A 22817-nucleotide genomic window follows, 5' to 3' on the forward strand; every position below is an offset into this window, starting at 1 on the left:
CATCGTGCAGTGGATCGAGGGCTGGTACAACCGCGAACGCATGCACACCAGCCTGGACGATCTCAGTCCGGTTGAATTTGAGGAACGCTTGTTGCTGGAATCTATCTAAACGAGTGTCAACGAAAACGGGGGATCATCACCACCTCGGCGGGACGGTTGATGCTCAATGTGCTCATGTCATTCGCCCAGTTCGAACGGGAAATCATCGCTGAGCGGACCTCCGACAAGATGTGTGCGGCAAGGAGGAAGGGTAAGTGGTGCGGCGGTCCTCCGGTGTTGGGGTACGACATCGACCACGAACGCAAGCGGCTGATCATCAATCCCGATGAGGCCGAGCAGGTCCGGGAGGTCTTCGATCTGTATCTGGAGAAGCAGTCGATGCTGCAGGTTGTCTGTGAGATCAACCGCCGGGGATGGACCACCAAGAGCTATCAGACCAAGGCGGGATCGCACCACCCCGGAGCGCTGTGGGACAAATCCAAGCTGCAACGCATCCTCACCAACGTCACCTACATCGGCAAGACCAGGCACCAAGGTCAGATCATCGACGCTGAGCATGAGGGGATTGTCGATCCCGCCATCTTCGAGCAGGTACAGGAGTTGATCCGGGAGAACGGCAACGGATCGGGCGGCACGGTCCGCAACAAGCACGGGGCGTTGCTCAAGGGCATCCTGAAGTGCGGTCAGTGCGGCGCCGCCATGGCGCACACGTACACCAAGAAGGGCAACCGGCTGTACCGCTACTACACCTGCACGACCTACCAGAAGCAGGGACCGGATGCGTGTACGACTCGGTCACTTGCAGCTCAAGAGATCGAGGACTTCGTGGTCGAGCAGATACGCAGGCTGGCGCGCGATCCCGATCTGATCCGGGAGGTGTTCGAGGAGTCGATCCGTCAGCGTCAGGAGCAACTTGCTCGATTGGAATCAGAACGCAATCGTCTGGTCAAGCAGCGGCAGCAGAAGGGTGAGGAGATCAAGCGGTTGGTCAGTGCGATTGCGGGCACCCCGAATCCGTCGCCGTCGCTGACAGAGCGGCTGGCGGTGGTCGAGCGACAGGCCGGTGATGTTGACCTGCGACTGCAGGAGATCGACACTCAGACGTCAACACTCCGCGATCAATCCATCGACCTCGCCGGCGTGACCGCCGCACTCGAAGAGTTTGAGGCGGTGTGGGGGGTGATGTGTTGCGCGGAACGGGAACAGCTGGTTCACGCACTCAGCGGCGTGATCTGGGTTGGGAAGTCACAGAATGCCATAGAGATAGGCTTTCGATCACGGGACGCCTCATAATATTTCTTGCTCTCATTTGTGTTCGCTGCGATATACCCGCTGTCATTCCTGAGTTTATACGAGACAACTAAAGAGGATTCCGGCGGGCAGCAAGTAGGTTCGTTAGGTGAAGTGGTTGATGCAGGCGTATCAGCGATGCGCGCGCATTGGCGTGACGGCGTGCCACAATGGCGCCGTGCCGCGGCGGATCTTGCAGATCAACATTCAGGATTCGCCGTCACGTACTGCAAAGACCGATGTCCTAATGCTACGTGCGCCCTTTGTCATGAGTCCTCCGTAACTGCAATCATCGAAGTAGCGAGAATCTAAACCGCATTACGGATAGCACTCTGATCAGATGCTCAACCTTAGGAGAATGGAAATGACAATCCCAGAACGATTCCCAACGCTATCGCCAGGAAGAGGGAACGAATCCGGTGATTCGCTTGCGACAATTACACTGCCGATTGCCCTCACAGCATTGCTGACCGTCCTGCCTTTGAGAGTTGAGCCCGATCCAATGCACTCGGAAACCGCAGGTGCTACACCCATCCCTGCAGAAATCGCCGTGACGGCAATGCCCTTGCCCTTTACGGAGAATTGCGGCCAATTCGATCCCCGTGTGAGATTCCAGGCTCATACTCGACGTGCAACCGTATGGATTACCGGTGATGGTGTTTACTACGACTTCCTGCGCCCGAGATCGCGAATCTCGACAGAGCCGATGGCATCGAGTAATCGCGAAGTCGAGTGTCTCACCATTGGGGTCACCTTCATCCACGCTAATCCGTCGCCCTCGCTCGCCGGCGCCGGACTGCAACAGTACCACACCAACTATCTGATTGGAAGTGACCCTCTGGAATGGCGGACTGGGGTCCCCAATTATGACACGGTGGTTTTCAACGGGATCTACTCCGGAATCGACCTGAAGTATTATGGAAACAGTGCGGGCTTGGAGTATGACTTCATTGTTTCTCCCGGAGCCGATGCATCACAGATCGAGGTTCGCTACGATGGTGCCACGTCGCTCTCCATCGACGGCCTTGGCAATTTGGTAGTCGAGACAAGCTGGGGCACAGTGACGGAGCATACCCCGCGGCTCTACCAATTCGACGAAGACCGGTGCGTCGAATTGTCCGGAAGATACACGTTGATTTCCGAGAATTCGTTCGGCTTTCGACTAGATGACTCCTACAATCCGGCGCTGGCGTTAGTTATCGATCCGACATTGACTTACAGCACGTATCTGGGAGGGGGTTCGGACGAGTACGGCTACGAGATCGCGGTCGATGGCTCCGGGAGCGCGTACGTCATGGGCGTCACGTTCTCATCTGATTTTCCGACCGTCAGCTCCTACGACGGCACGCACAACGGCAGTGGTGATGTGTTCATTGCAAAGGTCAACGCCGCCGGTAGTGGACTCGTGTACAGTACGTACATCGGCGGCGGGTCCGACGATTTCAGCTACGGGATCGCCGTGGACGGCTCCGGAAATGCCTACATCACGGGCTACACGCAATCGACAAACTTCCCGACCCTCAACTCCTATCAGGCAATGCACGCGGGCGGCACCTACGATGCCTTTGTGACAAAGCTGAACAGCGCCGGGGATGGATTGGAGTACAGCACATATCTGGGCGGCGGCGCCGACGACCTGGCCGTCGGTGGGATTGCTGTCGATGGAGGTGGAAACGCATACGTCACGGGATGGACAACCTCGACCAATTTCCCCACAGTGAATGCCTACCAGTCCGACCGGGGACTCACGGATGTCTTTGTGACCAAGCTAAACGCCTTCGGTAACGGGCTGGAGTATAGCACCTATCTTGGTGGAAACCTGTCGTCGGAGGAGGGCTGGGGCATTGCCGTCGATGGAGACGGCAACGCGTATGTCGTGGGCAAGACGAACTCCTCCGACTTCCCAACGGTTAATCCGTACGACGGTACACTCAATGGTACCGACGCCTTTGTCGTCAAACTCAACAGTCTTGGGAATGGACTGATTTACGGTACCTACCTTGGAGGCACGGGATCAGACGGGGAACGCTGCTTGGTCGCGGTGGACGGCGATGGGAACGCCTACGTCACCGGCTGGACAACTTCGACCGACTATCCGATGGTCAATGCATACCAAGCCTCGTACGGCGGCGGCGGATATGATGCGTTCGTTACAAAGTTGAACAGCGACGGGGACGGGTTGGAGTACAGCACCTACCTCGGTGGGAATGGGCAGGACTTTGGAGACGATATCGCTGTCGATGGGAGTGGCCATGCACACATTGTCGGCCGAACCCAATCGACCAACTTCCCAACGGTGGATCCACACCAGGCCAATCACGGAGGTGGGATTGATGACGCATTTGTGGCGGAGTTGAACAGCGCCGGAGACGGGCTGGTTTATGGCACGTACCTGGGTGGCAGTGGCCAGGACTTTGGCGATGGGGTCGCGGTGGATGATGCCGGAGATGTCTATCTGACGGGACGGACATCATCCTCCAACTTTCCCACGGCCAGCCCATACGATGGGTCAATCGGCGGAGCTTGGGATGCCTTTGTTGCGAAGATCGGAGAACTCCCCTGCCCGTGCCCATGTTTCGCCGATCCCAACTGTGACGGAGTCACGGATGTGCTTGATGTTGTGCTGGCCGGAGACGTCGCATTCGGTAGCGAACCCCCCACACTTGATCCACCATGCACGATTAAGCGAGAGGATGTCGATTGCAATGGTGTCGTCAATGCCCTTGATATCGCCGACCTGCTAAATGTCGCCTTCCGCAATGCCGACGCGTCGGTGGCGTTCTGCAATCCAAATCCCGGAGCCTGCACACCCCCGACACCACCGACTCCGCCGCCGGCTGGGGGCGGGTCTGTGCTTGTAGAATCAAAGACATTCATGACCAATCAGGACAATTGCAAGATCGGCATCTACATCAACAATTCAGTCGCCCTGAATGCAATTGTTCTCCCGCTGGAGATGCGATCCGTGTCGGGAGGTGCCTATCCGGCCTCCTCATTCACGTTGACAGTCAGATCCGGTGGACGAGTTAAGCTGAGCGGATTAGACCATTTTACCACGCTGCGTTACTATGGTACCCCAGAAGTGGTCAACTGCTGCAGTGGTCCGGTATCCAGCACTTGGAAGTCGGGCGAGATCACACCTGGGCTCGAGTTTTACTCCAGTTCTGATGCAGTTTTTTGGGAGGGAAACACTCAGTATACGTTCATCGACTCCTGTCTCGGTATCGGCAATGACCCCGCGGGAACGCCTTCCATTGAGCTGTCCTTTACAACTGGCGGAACACCCGGCACGTTTGAAATCGATACTGCGTGTGTCACGCCACAGAATCACCTGCTCTTCGTGGAGTGTAGCGGCGGGAGTCCATTCAGTTCGGTGGCCGCCAACGGCACCGCGTGGCAGCCCGGTTTCACGAAGGGGACTGTCACCGTTACTGATGCGACCCCACCTGTGGCTGATTATGGTGACGCCCCCGACGGAATCGACGCCTGCCAGTTGTCCACCACGTGTGATGCTCCGGCTTCCATATACCCGACAAACTGGTTGACCGCGAATGCGGCTGCCGGAAGGGAAGCCCCGTACCACTTCAACACCCTTGCCGGGGCAGAGAGTTGGATTTCACTCGGAGGCCGTGGAACCGGTCCAGCTTCCACAGAGTCCGAAGCACACCAACCCTGCTGCGACTGGATCACTGGCGTGCTCGCCCCTCCTCCGCCGCCCTGTGATGAAGATGACGGACCCCTTGTCCTGTGTCTGGGAGCCAATCCCGGTCTCGCGGCCCTATGCAACAGCGGGATCATCGTCGCACCCGGCGGTAATTGCGAGGAGTTCGCCGCCGCAGCATTTGGTCCGAATCCGGCGGTGGCGGGGCAGGCGTGGGGCATCTGGGTATTCCAAGCCGAGATTGGACCAACAACGCCTGATGTGCCCGCATACGCCAACGTAGTTGTCGATTTGAACCAGAGTGGGGTCTATGGCGACGGCGCCTTGGAATGGACATTAACCGATGAACCGCTGCAGTATATGCCCGGTCAGGTTCAGACCCTCATTACTGAACCATTCTTCCCGGTGCCGATCGCCGTAGTGGGCGGCCCGGTTGTGAACTGGGCGGCCTTGCCCTTTTGGACCCGGTTCACGGTCGGTTCCGAGCAGATCAGTTTCGCATTTCCCGGCGGCGATTGGGACGGTAGCGGTGAGGCGGGCGGCTATGACTATGGGGAAACCGAAGACTGGGTTGTCTTCGGCGATCCGGAAGAGGAGCGTGGGGCTTGCTGTGACCCGGGTGGCGATTGCAAGTGGGTGACACAGGACAGTTGCGCAGCGCTTGGCGGTACTTTCCATGGCGCCGGGACTTTCTGCCGAGAATCTGACATCGACAGCAATGGCGTCGACGACATGTGCGAACCGTGTCTCCCTCCTGGGCCGTATAACGACACCACTTCGATGCTCGCGTACATGGAGATACTCGTCCATCCGGACTGGCGTGATTCGGTCAAGAGCTTGCCGGGGTACGACAGCACCACGGCCATTCTGCGAACCGGGATTGGATTCGATCCACAGATCATCAACATGTACAGCGCGCCGTATCTCCAGGACGATGCCTGGGATGATTATCTTGGGGTTCAGGTCGGTGTCGCCACCGGACCCGATACGAACATCGTCATAGTAGACAGCGACTTTCCTCCACTTAGCGATGAGCAGCTTGGAATCGATGAGCTTCTCATACAGACTTTTGGAATCCCACAAACTCCGCACGCCCCTTGGGAGTTATTTGAGGGAAGAAAAACCTCAATGCACAACTGGGAATACTTCGGTCTTGAAGGTTGTCCGGGTTGTCTCTGGAGCCTAAACGATCCTGAGGAAACAGTCGGTCAGAGGCCGATCGTGCTGCAGTTCGGGGATGAAGGGACAGATCTGAATGTGCTTCGTGGAATCGAATTGACTAGCCCGTCGATTTATTTCCCGAACTTCGGCGAGTTCTTGCTCTTAGAGCCTTACCCTGCAATCAGAGCCTACACAGGTCAGGCGTGTCCTGCGGGACAAACTCCTCCGCGCGCTGTTGAGACCTTTGATCCGCGCTTTGGGCCTGCTCCGGAGCTTCGTCGATCGAATCCCCAGTCCGCAAATCCGACTCTGGGGCGTCCAGCAGGTACGGCTGCCCCCGGAGACGTTTTCGGATGGGTTATCAAAGCGGGTGCGGCCATCGGGTTTGATGACTCCGAATCTGACTCGACAGAATTCATGGGGGCGATGAACTCGATTGAAGCACTGATTGCCCCGTGCGTATGCACGAAGTTCGCAGATCCCGCAAACAACGGTGCCGTCGTGAATGTCTTCGACGTGGTCAAGGCCGTTGACGTTGCCTTCCGTAGCGCAGCTCCGACCACCGATCCGGGATGCCCGAAGCAACGGACCGACGTCAATTGCGACAACGTCACGAACGTCTTTGACGTCGTCAAGTTCGTCGATGTGGCGTTTCGCGCAGCCAACCCGGCGACGGCGTTCTGCGATCCGTGCGGATGATCAAGTAGCTGTACAGCTACAATTGCAAAGCCCGTGGGGTCGGTGACGGCCCCACGGGCTTTGTCTTGGGTCACGGAATCCAAGATGAATGGGCGGAGTTCGTCCCGATTGTCGCCCGTGCTCGTGACCTCAGCGGCTTCAGGTGCCGGGCATCGACGTGAGCGCCGCGAGCGGTGACCGCCAACCCCCGACACGTCCGCGGGTTACGTCGGCGCTTCTCTGACGGCAGGTACAGTTTGCTGACGTCGGAATTGTCGGAAGTTTGAAGCGGGCAGCAATAGCTCCCCGGGCCGGACTCGAACCAGCGACAAGGCGGTTAACAGCCGCCTGCTCTACCGACTGAGCTACCGGGGAATGAGGCAAAGCGCCGAGCCACAGAATTTAGCCGTCTGTACGACGAAATCAAGCCGAAAACCGAACGGTTCCGTCCCTGATCGGAGCTGACGGGTCCTTTCCCATATGCGGACATAGGTCCTGTCTACTTCAACAACGACGAGACGAATCGGATCAGCGGTATCAGGAACACCGCCAGCAGCACGAGCGCCACGAGTGTGCGCCACGACAACTTGCCATGGCGTCCGGCGAACTCATATCCGCACACGAAGCAGACAGTCGAGTCGACGGGAACCATCGCGGCGCAGGATGGGCACTCACGTTTGCCGGTCATGGGGATTATGTGCAGCCGGGTCGGAGCCGCCTACAGGTGATCGATGGTCATGTCGGCGATATCGCGCGCCGCTTCGAGCATCTCCGGGGGAACATGCACATCGACGCGCGTCGGTTCCAGCGTGCCAAGGCCGGTACCGCTGCCGAACATTTCATTGGAGTGCAGCAGCGACGGTATGCCCTCCTGCTTGAGCGCCTCGACCACCATCTGTGCGTGCATGGTCGTTGGGTAGGAATGAAGCAGGACAAAGTCCGCATTCGATCCGGATTCTTTCATTGCCGTCTCCCTGTTGACCAAGCGTGACTCATGGTGTGCCGGATTGCGTCATCACACAAACCTGATACCGGATATCCGAACTCAGGGTTCTCCGAGTGCGCGATAAACGGAGCCGTTCGCTCGCTTCAATACGGTGTCCGCATCGCGGGCGGAGCAGTTCAGCTTGGCCATGACCAGCGCGCGCTTGACTGAACCGCGCGCCCGACGCAAGAACTCGCTCGACTGGTCATAGTCCAGACCGGCAGTCACACAAAGGATACGCTTGGAGCGTTCGCGCAGTTTCGCAGAGGTCGCTGTCAGGTCGACCATCCAATTCTGATACGTTTTGCCCAGTTGAATCATGGCCGCTGTTGTGATCATGTTGAGCACGAGCTTTTGCGCCGTACCTGCTTTCATCCGCGTTGATCCCGCGATCACCTCGGGGCCGACTACGACTGCAACGACAACATCGGCGCTTTCCGAGCTCGTGGCGACCGGTATCGGATTGGCGACGAGGAAGATCGTGCGTGCGCCGCGACGTTTGGCCTCGCGCAATGCGCCCAGAGTGTACGGCGTGCGTCGTGACGCCGCGATGGCGATCAGGCAATCTTGTTTGCCGACGCGATGTCGCCTGACATCGGCGGCGCCATCGGCCGCTTTGTCCTCGACCCCTTCGCGCGAACGGATCAATGTGCGATGCCCGCCGGCAATCAACCCCACCGCGCGCTTGTGATCCAATCCGAATGTCGGCGGCAGCTCGGAGGCATCGAGCACACCGAGCCGTCCGGATGTGCCCGCGCCCGCGTAGAACAGGCGTCCGCCCCCAAACCAAGCATCGATGACCACTTGTGTCGCCTTTTCGATCTGCGGCAGACAGCGCGCGATGGCAGTGGCGACTGTGCGATCGGCATCGTTGATGCGCTTGAGCACCGTGCGCAGCGGTTCGCGGTCCAGCCGTCGATAACGTTTGTCCTGCGACTCGGTGGTCAATTCGGTCAATTGTTCGTATAGCGTATGGTCCTTTGCGTGTCGCTTCATGTCCAGAAAGTCGATGGGAAACGAGGGGCTGTCAACTGTGGAAGATGGGAGCCGTGCATCAGAACTCGAAGGTCGACCACACGGGGTCGCCCAGGTATAGCGCCGCTGCGTCGTGGCATCGTGAGGGATGAATCAATTGATTACCGCGATCTTATACGGCGTCCCCTTGGTCTGGCCATTCACGACAAGCCGCAGGAGGTAGATACCGGAAGCCAGTTCTTCCACGTCAGCAGCACTCCACACGACATCGTGTGTGCCGCCGGAAAGGACGCCCCGATACGCCCTGGCAACCGTTCGCCCATGTATGTCGTGGACGATCAACTCGACTGGAATGGCCTGTTCCGATCCGATCACGCCAATGTCGACTCGGATCGTGGCGAGCGATCTGACGGGATTGGGAAACACAGCGACAATCCGCGAAGACCTGGGGACAGACGGCATCGCTTTCACTTCAATCTCGACGATTTCGGTATCAGCCAATGACGTGTCCTCGGCGATAAACCGGACAGAGTGATACCCGACCTGCTCTTCGTCCGGGGCAAACGAAAATGTCGCTACGCCATCGCCGTGGTCTACGAGCACAGCGTTATCAAGAGAATCGCCGAGTCGCAATACGATGCTGTCATCGTCCGGATCGCTGGCCCGGACTTCCAATTCGAGCGAATCGCCGAGAGTGATCGTCCGGCCACCGGTTGGTTCAAGCACCGGAGCGCGATTCGCGGGATGATCTGCGACAACATACTGTCCCTCGGGCGATGGGTTGCTGGTGTTCCCCATCGAGTCGGCTGCCACCACGACATAAAACGCAGAATCTCGGTCGGGCGGCAGTATATCCGTCCAGCAAGTGTCATCGAACGGCACAGTTTCCTGCTGTTCCACGTCCATTGGCCAAAAGCCCGAATGCGTTCCACGACTAACCTTATACTCACGCAAGTCACCCTCGTAACGACGACTCCAACAAACGGTGACCGCTGGACCTGCACCCGTCACGCTGATCGAGCCGGGAGCGAGGGGCGGAAAATCAGTGTAGTGGTAGGTGTTGCCACCCGGCCCACCCGTCCAGCCGATGTCGGAGCGCGAGCCGTCGACGTCGAGCACGGACGGGTCACCCGCGTCGATGAGCGGGCTACCGTATTGCAGCTGGAAGAGCGAATCCGTCGTCAGCATCGGGTACAGATTCGTGTTTTCATAAGGGAAGATCTTGATCCGTTCGGGCGGATCGCCGGGATAGATGTAGTAGAACGAGTCGACGGGCGGCCAGAAGGCATTGTAGGCATACGTAATCCATCCCGTGGAGTCACAGCCGTCGCACGAAAGACCGAATCGGAAGAGAGCTGGACTATCTAAGAAGATATTGTTGCGGATCGTGATCGTTTCAAAGTACCGCTGAAGCACTTCGGACCGCTGCGGGCCATGATCGCAGTCGATGAATGTATTGTTTTCGAGAGATCCAGTCGCATAGTACCAAATGACGGGATGTTGAGCCTGTCGGATGAGGTTATTGCGAATAGTGACCTGATTGGCGAACCCGACTTCAATTCCTGCTCGCGGACGAGCGTCACCCAGTAACGTGTTATCGCTTACGTTGTGCTCGATGAGAATGGTTCCCGCGCGGTAAACCGAGATTCCCCGCCCGGAAAAGCCTCCAGCAAATGTATTGTCATGAATCCAGGAGTGACCATTGCCGCAGATGATCCCGTCTCCCGCACCATGGATGAACTCGTTGTCATGAATGTGACTTGTCCCCGAGCTTCCAAAGGAAGCATTGCACTCGACAAACCGGCATTCAGATACACTTATGGTACCGGCATAGTAGCCGAAAACGCCGTTAATGTGCATTACAGTGCTTCCTCTTGAAAACCGAAACTCCAGCCCAGAGACCGCATGGTCAAGGCTGCCACGAATCTCGATGATTTGCTCGGGGAACTCGTACGGGCCAGTCCAGTCCAGAGTGACTGAATCCCGTCCAACGCCGTGGAGAGAAACACCAGGTGCAATAAGGATCGTCGAATCGATTCCGTAGTATCCGGCATGAATTAGAATGGTATCGCCGACGGAGGTCGCCAATCGAGCCGCGTCGATCACACGATGGGCGGCTGTCTGGTAAGTCGCATATGGAGGGGTGTTCGAACCCAACGGCGAAACATGAATCGTCCGCGGTCTCACGCGCGGGCCGATCTGGATTCGAATGATCAACGTATCCTCGAAGGCTCCATCCGATGCGACCAATAAGATCGTGACCTCCCCGACTTGCGACTCGTCCGGTGAGAAAACCAGTGATCCCTGCCCACTTCTCAGATCGGTGAAGGTGGCGTGGGCCGGCGGATCGAGGATCGACAGCGTCAGCGGATCGTCATCGGCGTCCGTCGCCATCACGGATAGGGTCAGCGTGTCACCCGCTACCACCTCCTGATCGGGTACAAGCTCCCAAACAGGCGGGTGGGGGTCAGTGTCGTAGGCAATCACGGCCGAGGGACCGCTCTCCTGGCCGGCGCTGTCGAACGCCGTGACGACATAGTAGACGACCTCCGGGGTTGCCTGATTGGTATCCCAAATCGCGGTGTCGGCGGCGGCGACCTCCTTCAGGGGGAGTGTCGTCTCATCCCAGAATCCGGGGCTCTCCCCGCGATAAATTCGGTATCCGGCCAGATCGGTCTCCGGCCTGGCGCTCCATTGAACGTGCGCGACCACGTTCTGACCGACAGTGCGCAGTGATTCCGGCGCGAGTGGCGCGAGATCCGGGTAGCTATATGTGTATCCCTGCGGCCCGCCGGTCCAGCCGATGTCGGAGCGGGAGCCGTCGGCATCCAGGATCGAGGGGTCGCCGGCGTCGATCAGGGGGCTGCTGTATTGCAGCTGGAAGAGCGAATCCGTCGTCAGCATCGGGTACAGATTCGTGTTTTCATAAGGGAATATCTTGATCCGTTCGGGCGGATCGCCGGGGTAGATGTAGTAGAACGAGTCGACCGGTAGCCAGAATGCATTGTAGGCATACGTAATCCATCCCGTGGAGTCACAGCCGTCACAGGACAAACCGAACTGGAAGGCAGCACGGTTATTAAGGAACAGATTGTTGCACATCGACAGCGTCTCAAAATAGCGCTGCAAGACGGTTGAGAGCAGTGCCCCACGGTCACCGTCGATGATCGTGTTGTTCTCCACCACGCCTGATGCGTAGTACCAGAGGATCGGGTGCTTGACTTGCCGGATGAGGTTATTGCGGATTGTGACCGAGTTCACGAAATTGACGTAAATCGCCGCATGTGGGCGACCACCCCCAGGTCGAGTGTTGTCAAACACATTTCGTTCGATAAGGACGGTTCCGGCATCAGAGACGAGAAGGCCCTCCTCGGCGCTGGTAGTTTCTCCGACAAATAGATTGTCATGAATCCACGCGTACGTGCTATGAGCGCGAACTCCCCGCGCTCGCTGGTGAAAGAACTCATTGTCATACACAAATGCCCGGGTGTTTCCCCCCAGCACAACGGCAAACCCATTGATCCTACAATCCCGCACGGTCACCGTGTCGAACTCGGGGAAATTATGGCCGTACAGAGCGTACCCATTCAAGTTGTGATGACTGAATGGGAATCTCAGGCTCATCCCAGCCACCTCATTTTTACCGACGAGTCTAGCCATGATGCTTGAGCCATAGCTCTCGTCCGTCCAGTCGATCAGGGCTGAGTCGCGATGCACGCCGAGCCAAGTCACACCGCGTTGAATGATCAATGTCGTATCGACTGAGTACGTCCCTGCGTGCACCAGGATCGTGTCCTGGTCACTGATGGCCAAACGCGCAGCGTCGATCACGCGATGGGCGGCAGTAGCGTATGTCTCGTACGGCGGCGTATTCGATCCCAACGGCGAAACGTGGTAGGTTGCCGCGCCTCCGCGACCGGGCAGTAGAATTGCAAACCCGTACAGGGCCAACATTGCCAGCCGTCGCGTCATCCGCCCCATAATCGTGCCTGCAAGTCCGCTCTATCAGCAATCTACCCGGCCTTGCGACCTTGGCAAGCGGCCGTTGATTGCCGAAGGCGATGGCTGTCACTATCTTTCGCCCGGGGCAGGGGCTGACACAGGACACGGCATGGCGATTACACCGGAAAACGACCCCCGCACGGCGATGCGTCGGCAGGACCGCGCGGTCGAGGACGACGCGTGGATCAGGAAGTTTCTCGCGCGCTCGCCACAGGGGATCACGGCGACGGTGCATGACGGTCAGCCGTACCTCAATATCAACACGTTTGTCTACGACGAGTCGACGCACTCGATCTACATGCACACCGCCGGATCGGGACGATTGCGTACCAATGTCGATGCCGATGAACGCGTGTGTTTCTGTGTCAGCGCGATGGGGCGTCTGCTTCCGGCTGACACGGCGCGCGAACTGAGCGTCGAGTACGACAGCGTCATGATCTTCGGACGCGGGACGATTGTCACCGACACGGAATTGGCCCGCGCGAAGATGCTGATGTTGATCGAGAAGTACTTCCCGCACCTGCGGCCGGGCACAGATTACCGCCCGATCACGCAGCAGGAGATTGAAGAGATCAGCGTGTACCGCATCGCCATCGAATCATGGAGCGCCAAGCGCAAGGTCGCGCCGACGGATTTCCCGGGAGCGTTTGAGTTTGCGGCGGGGTCGATCTAATCACAGTTCAAGCATTCCCCAAGGTCCGGGCCATCCATCTACGCGCACGGGTCGCAGTACACCGTCGCCGGGTCGGCGGCGCGAAAGGCCACATCGACCAGTTTCACCACGTCGAAGACGTTGGTCACGTTGTCGCACGTCACATCGGTTGTCTGACGCGGACACGCCGGGTTCGGATCTGGTACCGGCGCTCCCGCGCGGAACGCGACATCGACTCCTTTGACGACGTCGAACACGTTCACGACACTGTCGCAAACCGGGTCGCCGTGGCAGTCGCACGCGCACGAAGCCGCGATGTTGATGAGAATCATGGCAATGTTGGACAGGTCTTCGCCGTCATTGGCCTGGTAGAGAATGGTATCGAGACCGAGGTAGTCAGTATCGGGTGTGTAGTCGAATGCCCCTGTGCCCGCGTCGAAATTATCGATCGAACCGTGGAGCGGGCCAGCCGTGTGTGCGATTGTCCAACTGACGTCGTCGACATCGGTCACCGGCATCGGGGGCGTTCCGAACTGCGTATTGACAAGAGTGAACATGAAGGCATCGTCGGCCACCGGCGGATCGTTGACCGGCGCCACCAACACGCGCCATACCCCGGTGTCGGGCGGCGCGATCCCGTCGGTCACCGCGAAGTACAGCGAGTCGTCGCCGAAGAAGTCGGGGTCCGGCGCATAGGTGAAGTTTCCCATCGTAGGGAGCAGCGATTGCACTTCGCCATGAAACGGACCGGCAACGATGGAATAGGTCAGCGGATCACCATCGGGATCGAGCGCCTGCAGATTGGCCGCAAGGGGGACATCTTCGACGCCGGACGCGGTTGAGTCGCGTGCCTCCGGCGGGTCGGTGACTTCGGTGACCGTGATCTCAACCCCTTGGGAGTCGGCCAAGGCACCATCGGAGGCGATGACCAGGACATTGTAAACACCCGATTGTGTAAATCCGGGTGTCCACATGAAGCTGCCGGTTCCGTCACCGGGGCTATTAAACGATGCGCCCAGCGGTAGATTTTCGGCGGACAACTCCATCGGGTCGCCGTTGGCGTCGTCGGCGACGGCTGCGATCAGAAGCGTCTGGCCTTCATTGACGACCGCGTCGTCAATGGGCTCCAGGATCGGGGCCTGCGGCGGGCAGTCGATCGTTTCGGCCGGATCGCCATTGGGCTGCGGCGATGGCGTGCCGATGGCATAGTCAGTTGAATTGTCGCTGATCTGCGGCGGGAAGACGATGCGCGTGCGCACCAGCGACTGGCAGCCGTTGCTCGGCAATGCCAGCGCGGGCGTCCCGAACCCGGTGTTGCTGCCGGTGTAGTTGCCGTATGCGACCGCATCGACATAATCAGTACCGGGCGGATCCAGCCGAAATACCAGCCGTCCATCCGTGATGGGAATCGAATTGTCGGGAATAATGAAGTCGGGCGGGTTGATCATGTCGGCAGCCACCGCCGCGGTCGCCAGCAGGACCGTCTCGTTGAGCCCGAGAGCTGGAAACGATGCGGTAAAGTCGTGCACCAGCGTCTCGGTGGTCCCAGTCGCATCAAACGCTGTAATCCGCACCGGCGACAGGTTGGTCTGGCCGCTTAATTTGGCGATCAACTCAACGTATTGCCTGGTCCCATCAGCGTTTGTGTGGATTTCGTTAAATCCAATCCGGTGAAAGGACTGCGGGTCCGCCCATGTGGTCGTGTGCATGAGCAATACTGCCGTCAGCGACAGCGTCGTGCTCCGGAATCCAAGACGATGGCGCATACATCCTCCCATAATCTGTTCGACCCACTGCGCGGGTGCTTTGATTGTAAGTCAACTCTTTGGCCGGACACCCGGAAACGAGTGACCAGGGTCGGTAACTGAACTCTCTGAGGAATTTAAACACCGAGGAGAGGGTTTTCCAAGCCAAAACCGATGGGCGAGGGCGTCGCGCCTTGGCCGATAATCCGTCACGGTCTCAATCGTCGGTCCCTGCGGGCCGTCGTTGTTCCCGTTTGATGCGCGCGCGTGAAGTATTGTGCTCGTCGAGCGTGCGGGAAAAGACATGCCCGCCGCCGCCGTCAGCGACGAAATACAATTCGTCGGTCGAGTCGGGATACAGTGCGGCGAGGACCGACGCCTTCCCCGGATTGCCGATCGGCCCCGGCGGCAGGCCGGTGTGACGGTAGGTGTTGTACGGCGAGTCGATCTCCAGATCGCGCGTGAGCAGCGTCTGCCCCGGTGCCAGGCCGCCCATCGCGTAGATAACGGTGGGATCGCATTGCAACAGCATCCCGCGTCGGAGCCGATTGTGAAACACGGCCGCGATCCGCGCGCGCTCCGGGTGAGAGGCGGTCTCCGCTTCGACCATCGATGCCAGTGTCAGGATGTCATGGCGTGTCATGCCCAGTACGTTCATCTGAACAAGTACAGAGTCGGCGAATATAGCCGACATGTGATCGATCATTGTCGCCAGTACGGTCGTCGGTTCAACTCCCCACGCAAACGAATATGTCTCGGGCAGCACATACCCTTCGAGTGACGTGGTCGGGATGTTTAAGCGATGCAGGAGATCGGGGTCATCAGCAAGTGTGAGAAACACTTTCGATTCAAACTCCATCTTCACCGACAAGTGCTCCGCAATCTGCGCGAGCGTCCATCCCTCCGGTATCGTGACGGTGACGATCTCGGAGCGACCTGCGGCCAGATCATTGAGAATCGAGTTGATCGATGCCGATTCGGAAAACTTGTAGCGGCCCGGCTTGAGCCGACGGTCCAAACCGCGGAGGCGGGCCATCGCCACAAACGCGAGGCGCGACCTGAGGATTCCGACGGAATCCAACTGCAGCGCAATCTGCCGCGCTCCGGCGCCGACAGCCACATCGATGACGATCGACTCATGCAGATCGATTGGCCGGGTTGCCCAAAACGTAAATGCGCCGACGGCAACGCAGAGCAAGACAACGGTCGCGGCAACGAAGCGCCACAATAATGGGATGTGCCAGTGGATCATCGCTCACTCCAACCCGGCGCGTTTGCGGGCGGCGCGTAAAGTCAAGCGGTCGGCGAGACGGATCACCAACGAAGGAAGAAACAGGACGACCACGAGCGCGACCGCAACTATTGCACGCAGCCAGTCGCCGATCCGTTCTTTAAGTGTCATCCTCATCAAACTCATCGTCGAGCTCACCGTGGGATGGCGCCGAGCGGTCGAGGTAGTGACGCAGGAGCAGCTCGGCCGCGATGCGGTCGATCGTGCCTTTGTTACCCTTGATTCGCTTTCCGGTCGAATGAAGGATGCGTTGCGCCTCTTCAGAGGAGAATCGTTCATCGAGTGTTTCGACCGGAACGCCGGCGGCGCGTTGCAGTCGCTCGACGAATCGCTCGACCTCGTCGGTCATCGGCCCGTGATCACCGGACGTCAGAAGCGGCAGCCCGACGACAATGCGATCATACTCCCACTGACGCCGCCCCTCGGCGATAAGACGCACTGCGTGGTCGGCATCGCGAACGATCAGCGTCTCCAGCCCGCTGGCGATTGTGCCGGTCGGATCGGAAATCGCCAACCCGACCCGTCGTCGGCCATAGTCGACCGCCAGGACCCTGCCGCTCGGATCATTCGGCCATGAAGCGGTCGCGCACATCAACTATAACCTAACGCTTCGAATCGTCTGCGGGCACAGGCAAATCACGCCGCCTGAGACCGACTACACTGCATCGGTTTGCAGAGTCTGGTGACCGCGCTGCATGCACGAAGTGCCATTGGGCCAAGTTTCGGCCGCGCTCATGACGATTGCAATCTGACGTGCCCGAACATCAAGGGGTAAGCGAACTTGGAATGTTGCGAATGTCCGACATAAATCGGGCCGCTGCCGTCGTATGAACCCAAGACGGCACTGGGGTTGCACTTGCCTCAATCATGACAACCACCGACCGTCATCGTGAGGCCTCGGAACAGGATCCGGAGACACTGGGCACGCATGCTGATTCTCCCGCTGCCCCGGCGCTGGGAAATCTCCAGCGCGGGTTTCCGCCGCATCGTCTGGACAACCAGTCGGAACCGAAGATCAGGAAAGACGGGCGCGGCTATTACATCATGACCATTTCCGAAAACCTGAAGGTGTATTTCGAAGACCACTACAACTTCCTGGAGTTAATCGCGGACCGTTGCGCCCAACTGCTCAATGAGGCGGCCGTCAGGATCGATGCCATCCCGGCGACGCACGCCGAGACGCTGGCGTTCTGCCGCGCACGGCGTATCATCCTCGATCTGCTGATGCGCACGATCCGCTCGTTTTATTCCGACGGGCACAATCTGGGCGTGATCATGACGCCGTGGTGTTTCGGGACCGTTGTGTTGGAAAAAGTCGAGATGTTGCGTGACCGTATCAGCCGCGGCGATGCCAGCCATCTCGATGTCGGCGACTTTCCCTACGATGTCGTACGATATATCGACGAGATCCGTGTCCAGGTGCTGATGGAAGTCCTGGAGTTTCCGCCGAAGGCTTTTGCCATGCGCTGGCAGTACACCGAGTTGATCCGCCGCTACTCTTCAGCGCTCTCCAATGTCACGACATCGCTGCAAACGATCCTTGACATGATGAAGAAACACGGGAAGTAACTCGCGCGGCCTATCGCAGTGCGCGGACTTCTCTGTGACGAAAACACCGGACCAGGTGGTCGTTGACCATTCCGGTCGCCTGCATGTGCGCGTAGCAGATGGTCGGACCGACGAATCGGAATCCACGCGATCTCAAGTCCTTGCTCATCGCCTGCGACTCGGCGGTTTCCGCGGGAAGGTCGGAGAGTTCCTTCCAGCGATTGACGATCGCTTGGCCCTGGGTGAAACGCCAGATGTATGAATCGAAACTGCCGAATTCGTCGACAACGCTCAGAAACGCCCGCGCGTTGCCGACGGCGGCTTCGACTTTGGCGCGATTGCGTATGATGCCGGGATCGGTCAGAAGCCGTTCGATCCTGCGTGGGTCGTACCGTGCGACTCTGCCCGCATCGAAACCATTGAACGCTTTCCGGAAGTTGCCGCGCTTGCGGAGAATCGTCAGCCAACTGAGCCCCGCTTGCATCCCCTCAAGAATCAGAAACTCAAACAGCAGGCGGTCATCGTGGATCGGGACGCCCCACTCGGTGTCGTGATACGACACATAGAGCGGATCGTTTCCCGCCCACGGGCAGCGGCGACGTCGGTCGGCATAATTGGCCGGATCCGGCATGGGGGATGGGTACGACGGTCCGTTCCCTCGTACCATCACTTTCCAACGGGCGGTCAGTACTCGGCGCGCAGTCCCGGGTGAGCCATCAGGGCCGAATCGATATAGGCCCGTGCCTGCCGAATTGCGTAATCCCCGCCATCCGGCTTGTTTCCGTACTCCTCAGCCCACTCGAACAACGTGTCCCAAATGTCCTTTGCGCTCACGCCCTCGGCAAACGTGAAGGATGAATGACGGGAGGTCGTCTCAGCCCATGCTGCTCGCACGCCCGCCCAGAATGGCGCGGTGCGCCGCCAATACTCCCGCGCCGCCAGCAGGGAATCGTCGCGGAGGCGTCGGTATGTATTTGATCCGCGCTCGTGCACGAGCACCGATGCCGTCGTGCCGTAGCCGTGTAAGTCCAGCTTGTAGTTATCCTGTTCATGGACACAGCCGTCGGGCGTAATCGTGTGACGATTCACTCCGCAGAGGACATCGTACTCCTCCTGGCGCGCGCGTTCCCGTCGCGGCAAGGGCCGCCACGTCACACCCGACTCCCAGGAGGAACGATTGGCAATGTGCATCCAGCGCCCGAATGACTCGAACGCGGCAAATCATTGACCTGATAAACGGCCTGAGTCCACGTGCCGCTGACCAGCGCCGAAGACAGCGCCTGATGCCCCAACTCTGGAAGCCCGCGTAGGCCAACAATGCCGTGTCTTGATACGTCCAGTCCTGCCGCCAATGCTTCACGACGCGGTCATCCCATTCGTCCCGCATGCTGATCGGTGCATCGCCGGACTCGGTCGTGTCGATAACGAGCAGATGCTGCAAGCTGACGAAGTCGCCCCGGTCTTCGATCACCCAAACCAGTTCACGCCCACGCGAACGATGCGGTTCGTGCACCAGGTAGCCGGCTTGCAGCGCGACCGTTTCTTCGAATGAAAAGCTGACTTCATATTCTCCCGCCATCGCGAGGATCGCCAGACGGTCCCGTTCGAAATCGTCTGTAAGAGCGTTGGGTTCGACTTCCTGCGCGGATACGATACGCGGCATCATCAGAAGACAGGCGGCTGCCAAACATGAAACATACTTGATCAGGGAGTTCGCCTTTGCCTGCTCCTGAGTCATGCTATCGCATTGGACAGCTTCTGAATTGGATAAACGCATGGGGCACCTTCCGAGGAATTCAAGCTGTTGCCGTTCAAGCGGTAACCACTTACACCGCGAAGTTAGGCGCGCCTAACTCTCGGCGGGGTACTTGGTACATGTCTCGCTGGACCGAGTCAAGTCCGAATTCGCAGTCAGAAGCAGCGTTGCGCAGAACGCGCCCGCGCATGGGCGCGCGTAAGCGAAGAACACCCACACCGGCGGCTATTGACAAAACCTCTGAAAGATGCGAGAATAAGCATAGGAAGTGCCTTAGGATTATGGAGATGAGACCTCATCCCGACATGCACCGGCATTCTGCCGTGACGTACTCTGTGATGGGTTGTTGCTGTTGTCGCGTTTTCTCACGACGGAAGGGAATGCTCATTCAGAATCTGGATTAAGCCACACCTGACAGCGACATGAAGCGAGAGCCCTTCCGCAAGGAGGGGTTCTTTTTTTGTATCTAAAACGCATCAAGGCAACAGGAGGCATCATGAGCACCACGGTCGAACAGGTCCTTCGAGCCAATCAGTCGTACAAAGAAACATTCGGGAGCAAGCGCGACCTGCCCATGCCCCCGGGACGGCGGTTTGCCGTTTTGACATGCATGGACGCGCGCTTGGATCCGGCCAAGTTTGCGGGATTGGCCGAGGGCGATGCGCATGTCATTCGCAACGCCGGCGGGCGCGCCAGCGACGACGCGATTCGGTCGCTGGTCATCTCTTACAAGCTGCTGGGAACGCGCGAGTGGTTTGTGGTTCACCATTCCGATTGCGGCATGGAGACATTCACCGACGATGTGATCTCCGATCTGCTCTCCAGAAGTCTGGAGACGGCCACGATCAGCAATGGCGGCTGGAAAGACATCGGTAAAGGGCCGGGTGCGCCGGACGGCCGCTTCATCAAATGGCTGACGATCTCCGATCAGCAGACGAGCGTGGTCGAGGATGTGCTGCGCATCCGCAATCACCCGCTCGTGCCCAGGTCGATCGCAATCTATGGGTACATCTTTGACGTCCGGACCGGCGGATTGATCGAGGTCGAGGCGGCGACAGAGGCGGGCGCCGAGCGCGGATAGGTGGCAGAGACGGGCCCTCGCATCCGGCCGACCCCGGCCCCTGATCCTGTTGGCGCCCGAGTGATCACGGTGTAGATTTGGGCTCATGAGCTTCTATGTTTACCTCGCGGTGATCGTCAGCGGCGCATCGGTTCTGGCTGTTGAGATTCTGGGGACGAAAGTCATCGCGCCGTTTTACGGAGCCAGTCTCTACCTCTGGTCGGCGTTGATCTCAGTCACGCTCGCGGCGCTCAGCGTCGGGTACGCGATCGGCGGACGGTGGGCCGACCGTGGTCCGAATCTGCGGCGATTCGCCGCTGTCATCGGTCTGGCCGGCGTGTGGATCGCGTTGATCCCGTGGATGCGGATGCCGGTATTGGCCGCAACGGAGAGCGTCGGTCTGCGCATGGCGGTGCTCATCACCGCCACCGCCCTGTTCTTCCCGCCATTGGTGTTGTTGGGGATGGTCAGTCCGTATGCCATCCGATTGAAGGCCGCCAGTCTGGATGTCGTCGGAACGACGGCCGGTAATCTCTATGCGATCTCTACCGTCGCCAGCGTGGTTGCGGCGATCGCGACCGGGTTTTTCCTGATCCCCAACATGGGCGTATCGCGTCTTCTCTTGTTGATCGGCCTGGCGCTGGTCGTCACGTCGGCCATCGGCATGGCATTGCGCAGCGGCGCGAAGGCAATTGTCGTCGCGGCACTTGTCTTTGGCGGCGGCGCCGTCGTCATCGTTCGCGCATCGCCATCGGTCACTGTTAACCCGGAATGGGGATTGCTTGATGTCAGGCAGACTCATTACGCTGAAATCCGAGTTGTCGAACGCGATGATACGCGCTACATGCTGATCGACGGGGGGACACACACGATCGTCGATCCACGCACATGGGAATCGCGCTTTCCCTACGTAAAGGTGCTCGACCTCGCCCAGTGGATGTTCGCAGAGCCCGGAGAGATGCTCCTGGTCGGACTGGGTGGCGGGTCCGTCGTCAAGTCATTCCATCGTGGGGGTTGGCGAATCGATGCGGTCGAAATCGATCGTGGCGTGGTCGAAACCGCTTACGCGCACTTTGGTTTGAAATCGGACGAGGCGCGCGTCTTTGTGATGGACGCGCGGCAATACCTGATCACGCACGATGGCGCGTACAATCTGATTGTGATGGATGCCTTCGGCAGCAGCTCGATCCCATTCCACCTGGTCACGGAGGAGGCATTCGCGCTGGTCAAGTCGCGCCTGTCGGCCGACGGTGTCCTGGCGATGAATGTTGAAGCGGTGGGCTGGGACGATGTCATCGTTCGTTCTTTGTCCGCCACAGCGCAGCGCCGCTTCGCGCATGTCACCGTCCTGCCGATCGCCGAGCCACCGGACCAGATCGGGAATCTGATCTTACTGGCATCGGACAGGTCTATCGTATTGAGGGATGAGCCGCCGATTCCCATGGATCGGTTTTCCGCGGACTACGATCGCGCGCACGCCTGGGACAACCGTTTTGAGGTGGATACGATCGGAGTGCAAGTGTTGACCGATGAGTTAAACCCGATCGATGTATGGGCGGAGCGGGTGAATCTCGTGGCGCGACGCCAGTTGCACACGGTCTTCAGCGAACGCGGACTCGCGTGGTAATCACTCTTCGTCCATCGGCTTGATTTCCCCGCTCTCGAGTAGCCGGACCGGGTGCCCTTCCAGTTCTCGGGGAATCTTGCGCTCGAGTTCGTCGGTTTGCTCAAATACTAAAACCAAAATGCACGGAGTTCCGTCGTCGAGTTCTCCGATTGCGACACCCGTAACACCCACGATGGACATCAATTCGTCGACATGGGCATCCATCACGGCATTGATGTCCTTTTGTGCCACGGCGTCCCCCTTCTGGGATTGTGGTGCGCACCCCACGCAGGCGGCCAGCACCAAAGCACTCAGCGCGGCCCGACCGATCTGATGTCCGAACCGGACTGGACTCATGGGGCTGGGCATGTGGCCATCCTGAGGGATCATATGCACTTTGGCCGATC

The 22817-nt window shown here is 58.9% G+C and carries 17 protein-coding genes, 1 tRNA gene and 1 pseudogene; 7 read left to right on the forward strand and 12 right to left on the reverse strand.

Annotation, left to right across the window (positions count from 1 at the left end; all coding sequences use genetic code 11):
• The 3 genes from VGB22_00815 to VGB22_00825 form a co-directional block, all read left to right on the forward strand.
• On the forward strand, nt 1-109 hold a 109-nt coding region (locus tag VGB22_00815), incomplete at its 5' end, for an IS3 family transposase (protein ID HEX9749818.1).
• Nucleotides 110-135: 26 nt separating this feature from the next.
• The gene (locus VGB22_00820) at nt 136-1293 is read left to right on the forward strand and encodes a recombinase family protein (protein HEX9749819.1); all 1158 of its coding nucleotides are present in this window, start codon (nt 136-138) and stop codon (nt 1291-1293) included.
• A 703-nt stretch (nt 1294-1996) separates the two neighbouring features.
• A complete protein-coding gene (locus VGB22_00825) occupies nt 1997-6811 on the forward strand; it encodes an SBBP repeat-containing protein (protein HEX9749820.1) in 4815 nt (1604 codons plus the stop codon).
• A 281-nt stretch (nt 6812-7092) separates the two neighbouring features.
• On the opposite strand, the gene VGB22_00830 is transcribed toward VGB22_00825, so the two are convergent.
• From VGB22_00830 to VGB22_00850, 5 genes are all read right to left on the reverse strand, one after another.
• Nucleotides 7093-7165 (reverse strand) — tRNA-Asn (locus VGB22_00830).
• A gap of 124 nt (nt 7166-7289) precedes the next feature.
• Nucleotides 7290-7478, reverse strand: coding sequence for a zinc ribbon domain-containing protein (locus tag VGB22_00835; GenBank protein ID HEX9749821.1), 189 nt, complete (start codon nt 7476-7478; stop codon nt 7290-7292).
• 30 nt (nt 7479-7508) lie between these two features.
• Nucleotides 7509-7754, reverse strand: coding sequence for a DUF2007 domain-containing protein (locus tag VGB22_00840; protein HEX9749822.1), 246 nt, complete (start codon nt 7752-7754; stop codon nt 7509-7511).
• An 81-nt stretch (nt 7755-7835) separates the two neighbouring features.
• The gene (gene murQ, locus VGB22_00845) at nt 7836-8771 is read right to left on the reverse strand and encodes an N-acetylmuramic acid 6-phosphate etherase (GenBank protein HEX9749823.1); all 936 of its coding nucleotides are present in this window, start codon (nt 8769-8771) and stop codon (nt 7836-7838) included.
• A gap of 132 nt (nt 8772-8903) precedes the next feature.
• On the reverse strand, nt 8904-12410 hold the full coding sequence (locus VGB22_00850) for a right-handed parallel beta-helix repeat-containing protein (protein ID HEX9749824.1): 3507 nt from the start codon (nt 12408-12410) through the stop codon (nt 8904-8906).
• 451 nt (nt 12411-12861) lie between these two features.
• Here VGB22_00850 and VGB22_00855 point away from each other — a divergent pair, with 451 nt between their 5' ends.
• A complete protein-coding gene (locus tag VGB22_00855) occupies nt 12862-13425 on the forward strand; it encodes a pyridoxamine 5'-phosphate oxidase family protein (GenBank protein HEX9749825.1) in 564 nt (187 codons plus the stop codon).
• A gap of 38 nt (nt 13426-13463) precedes the next feature.
• On the opposite strand, the gene VGB22_00860 is transcribed toward VGB22_00855, so the two are convergent.
• From VGB22_00860 to ruvX, 4 genes are all read right to left on the reverse strand, one after another.
• Nucleotides 13464-15170 carry an Ig-like domain-containing protein gene (locus VGB22_00860; protein ID HEX9749826.1) on the reverse strand — a complete coding sequence of 569 codons (1707 nt, stop codon included), beginning with the start codon at nt 15168-15170 and terminating at the stop codon, nt 13464-13466.
• Nucleotides 15171-15366: 196 nt separating this feature from the next.
• Nucleotides 15367-16401 (reverse strand): endolytic transglycosylase MltG, encoded by a 1035-nt coding sequence (mltG, locus tag VGB22_00865; protein ID HEX9749827.1) that lies wholly within the window; start codon nt 16399-16401, stop codon nt 15367-15369.
• A gap of 3 nt (nt 16402-16404) precedes the next feature.
• Entirely contained in the window at nt 16405-16551 is a 147-nt protein-coding gene (locus VGB22_00870) for a hypothetical protein (protein HEX9749828.1), read from the reverse strand.
• Nucleotides 16541-17032, reverse strand: coding sequence for a Holliday junction resolvase RuvX (gene ruvX, locus VGB22_00875; GenBank protein ID HEX9749829.1), 492 nt, complete (start codon nt 17030-17032; stop codon nt 16541-16543). The genes VGB22_00870 and ruvX overlap by 11 nt, the downstream gene beginning before the upstream one ends.
• A 275-nt stretch (nt 17033-17307) precedes the next feature.
• Between ruvX and VGB22_00880 the strand changes: the two genes are divergently transcribed.
• Nucleotides 17308-18009: a hypothetical protein gene (locus tag VGB22_00880; GenBank protein HEX9749830.1), complete on the forward strand. Its 702-nt coding sequence runs from the start codon at nt 17308-17310 to the stop codon at nt 18007-18009.
• A gap of 10 nt (nt 18010-18019) precedes the next feature.
• Here VGB22_00880 and VGB22_00885 read toward each other — a convergent pair whose 3' ends face one another.
• A complete protein-coding gene (locus VGB22_00885) occupies nt 18020-18619 on the reverse strand; it encodes a DNA-3-methyladenine glycosylase I (GenBank protein ID HEX9749831.1) in 600 nt (199 codons plus the stop codon).
• 53 nt (nt 18620-18672) lie between these two features.
• Nucleotides 18673-19188: pseudogene (locus tag VGB22_00890) on the reverse strand (DUF6607 family protein).
• Between the two features lie 1052 nt (nt 19189-20240).
• On the opposite strand from VGB22_00890, the gene VGB22_00895 reads away from it, so the two are divergent.
• Together VGB22_00895 and VGB22_00900 are read left to right on the forward strand one after the other, a co-directional pair.
• Nucleotides 20241-20825: a carbonic anhydrase gene (locus VGB22_00895; GenBank protein HEX9749832.1), complete on the forward strand. Its 585-nt coding sequence runs from the start codon at nt 20241-20243 to the stop codon at nt 20823-20825.
• Between the two features lie 85 nt (nt 20826-20910).
• A complete protein-coding gene (locus VGB22_00900) occupies nt 20911-22431 on the forward strand; it encodes a fused MFS/spermidine synthase (protein ID HEX9749833.1) in 1521 nt (506 codons plus the stop codon).
• Here the strand turns inward: VGB22_00900 and VGB22_00905 are convergent, their stop codons facing one another.
• The gene (locus VGB22_00905) at nt 22432-22779 is read right to left on the reverse strand and encodes a hypothetical protein (GenBank protein ID HEX9749834.1); all 348 of its coding nucleotides are present in this window, start codon (nt 22777-22779) and stop codon (nt 22432-22434) included. It abuts the gene before it with no gap.
• Nucleotides 22780-22817: the final 38 nt, after the last annotated feature.

Source organism: Candidatus Zixiibacteriota bacterium, assembly GCA_036397555.1.
Classification (GTDB): domain Bacteria; phylum Zixibacteria; class MSB-5A5; order WJJR01; family WJJR01; genus DATKYL01.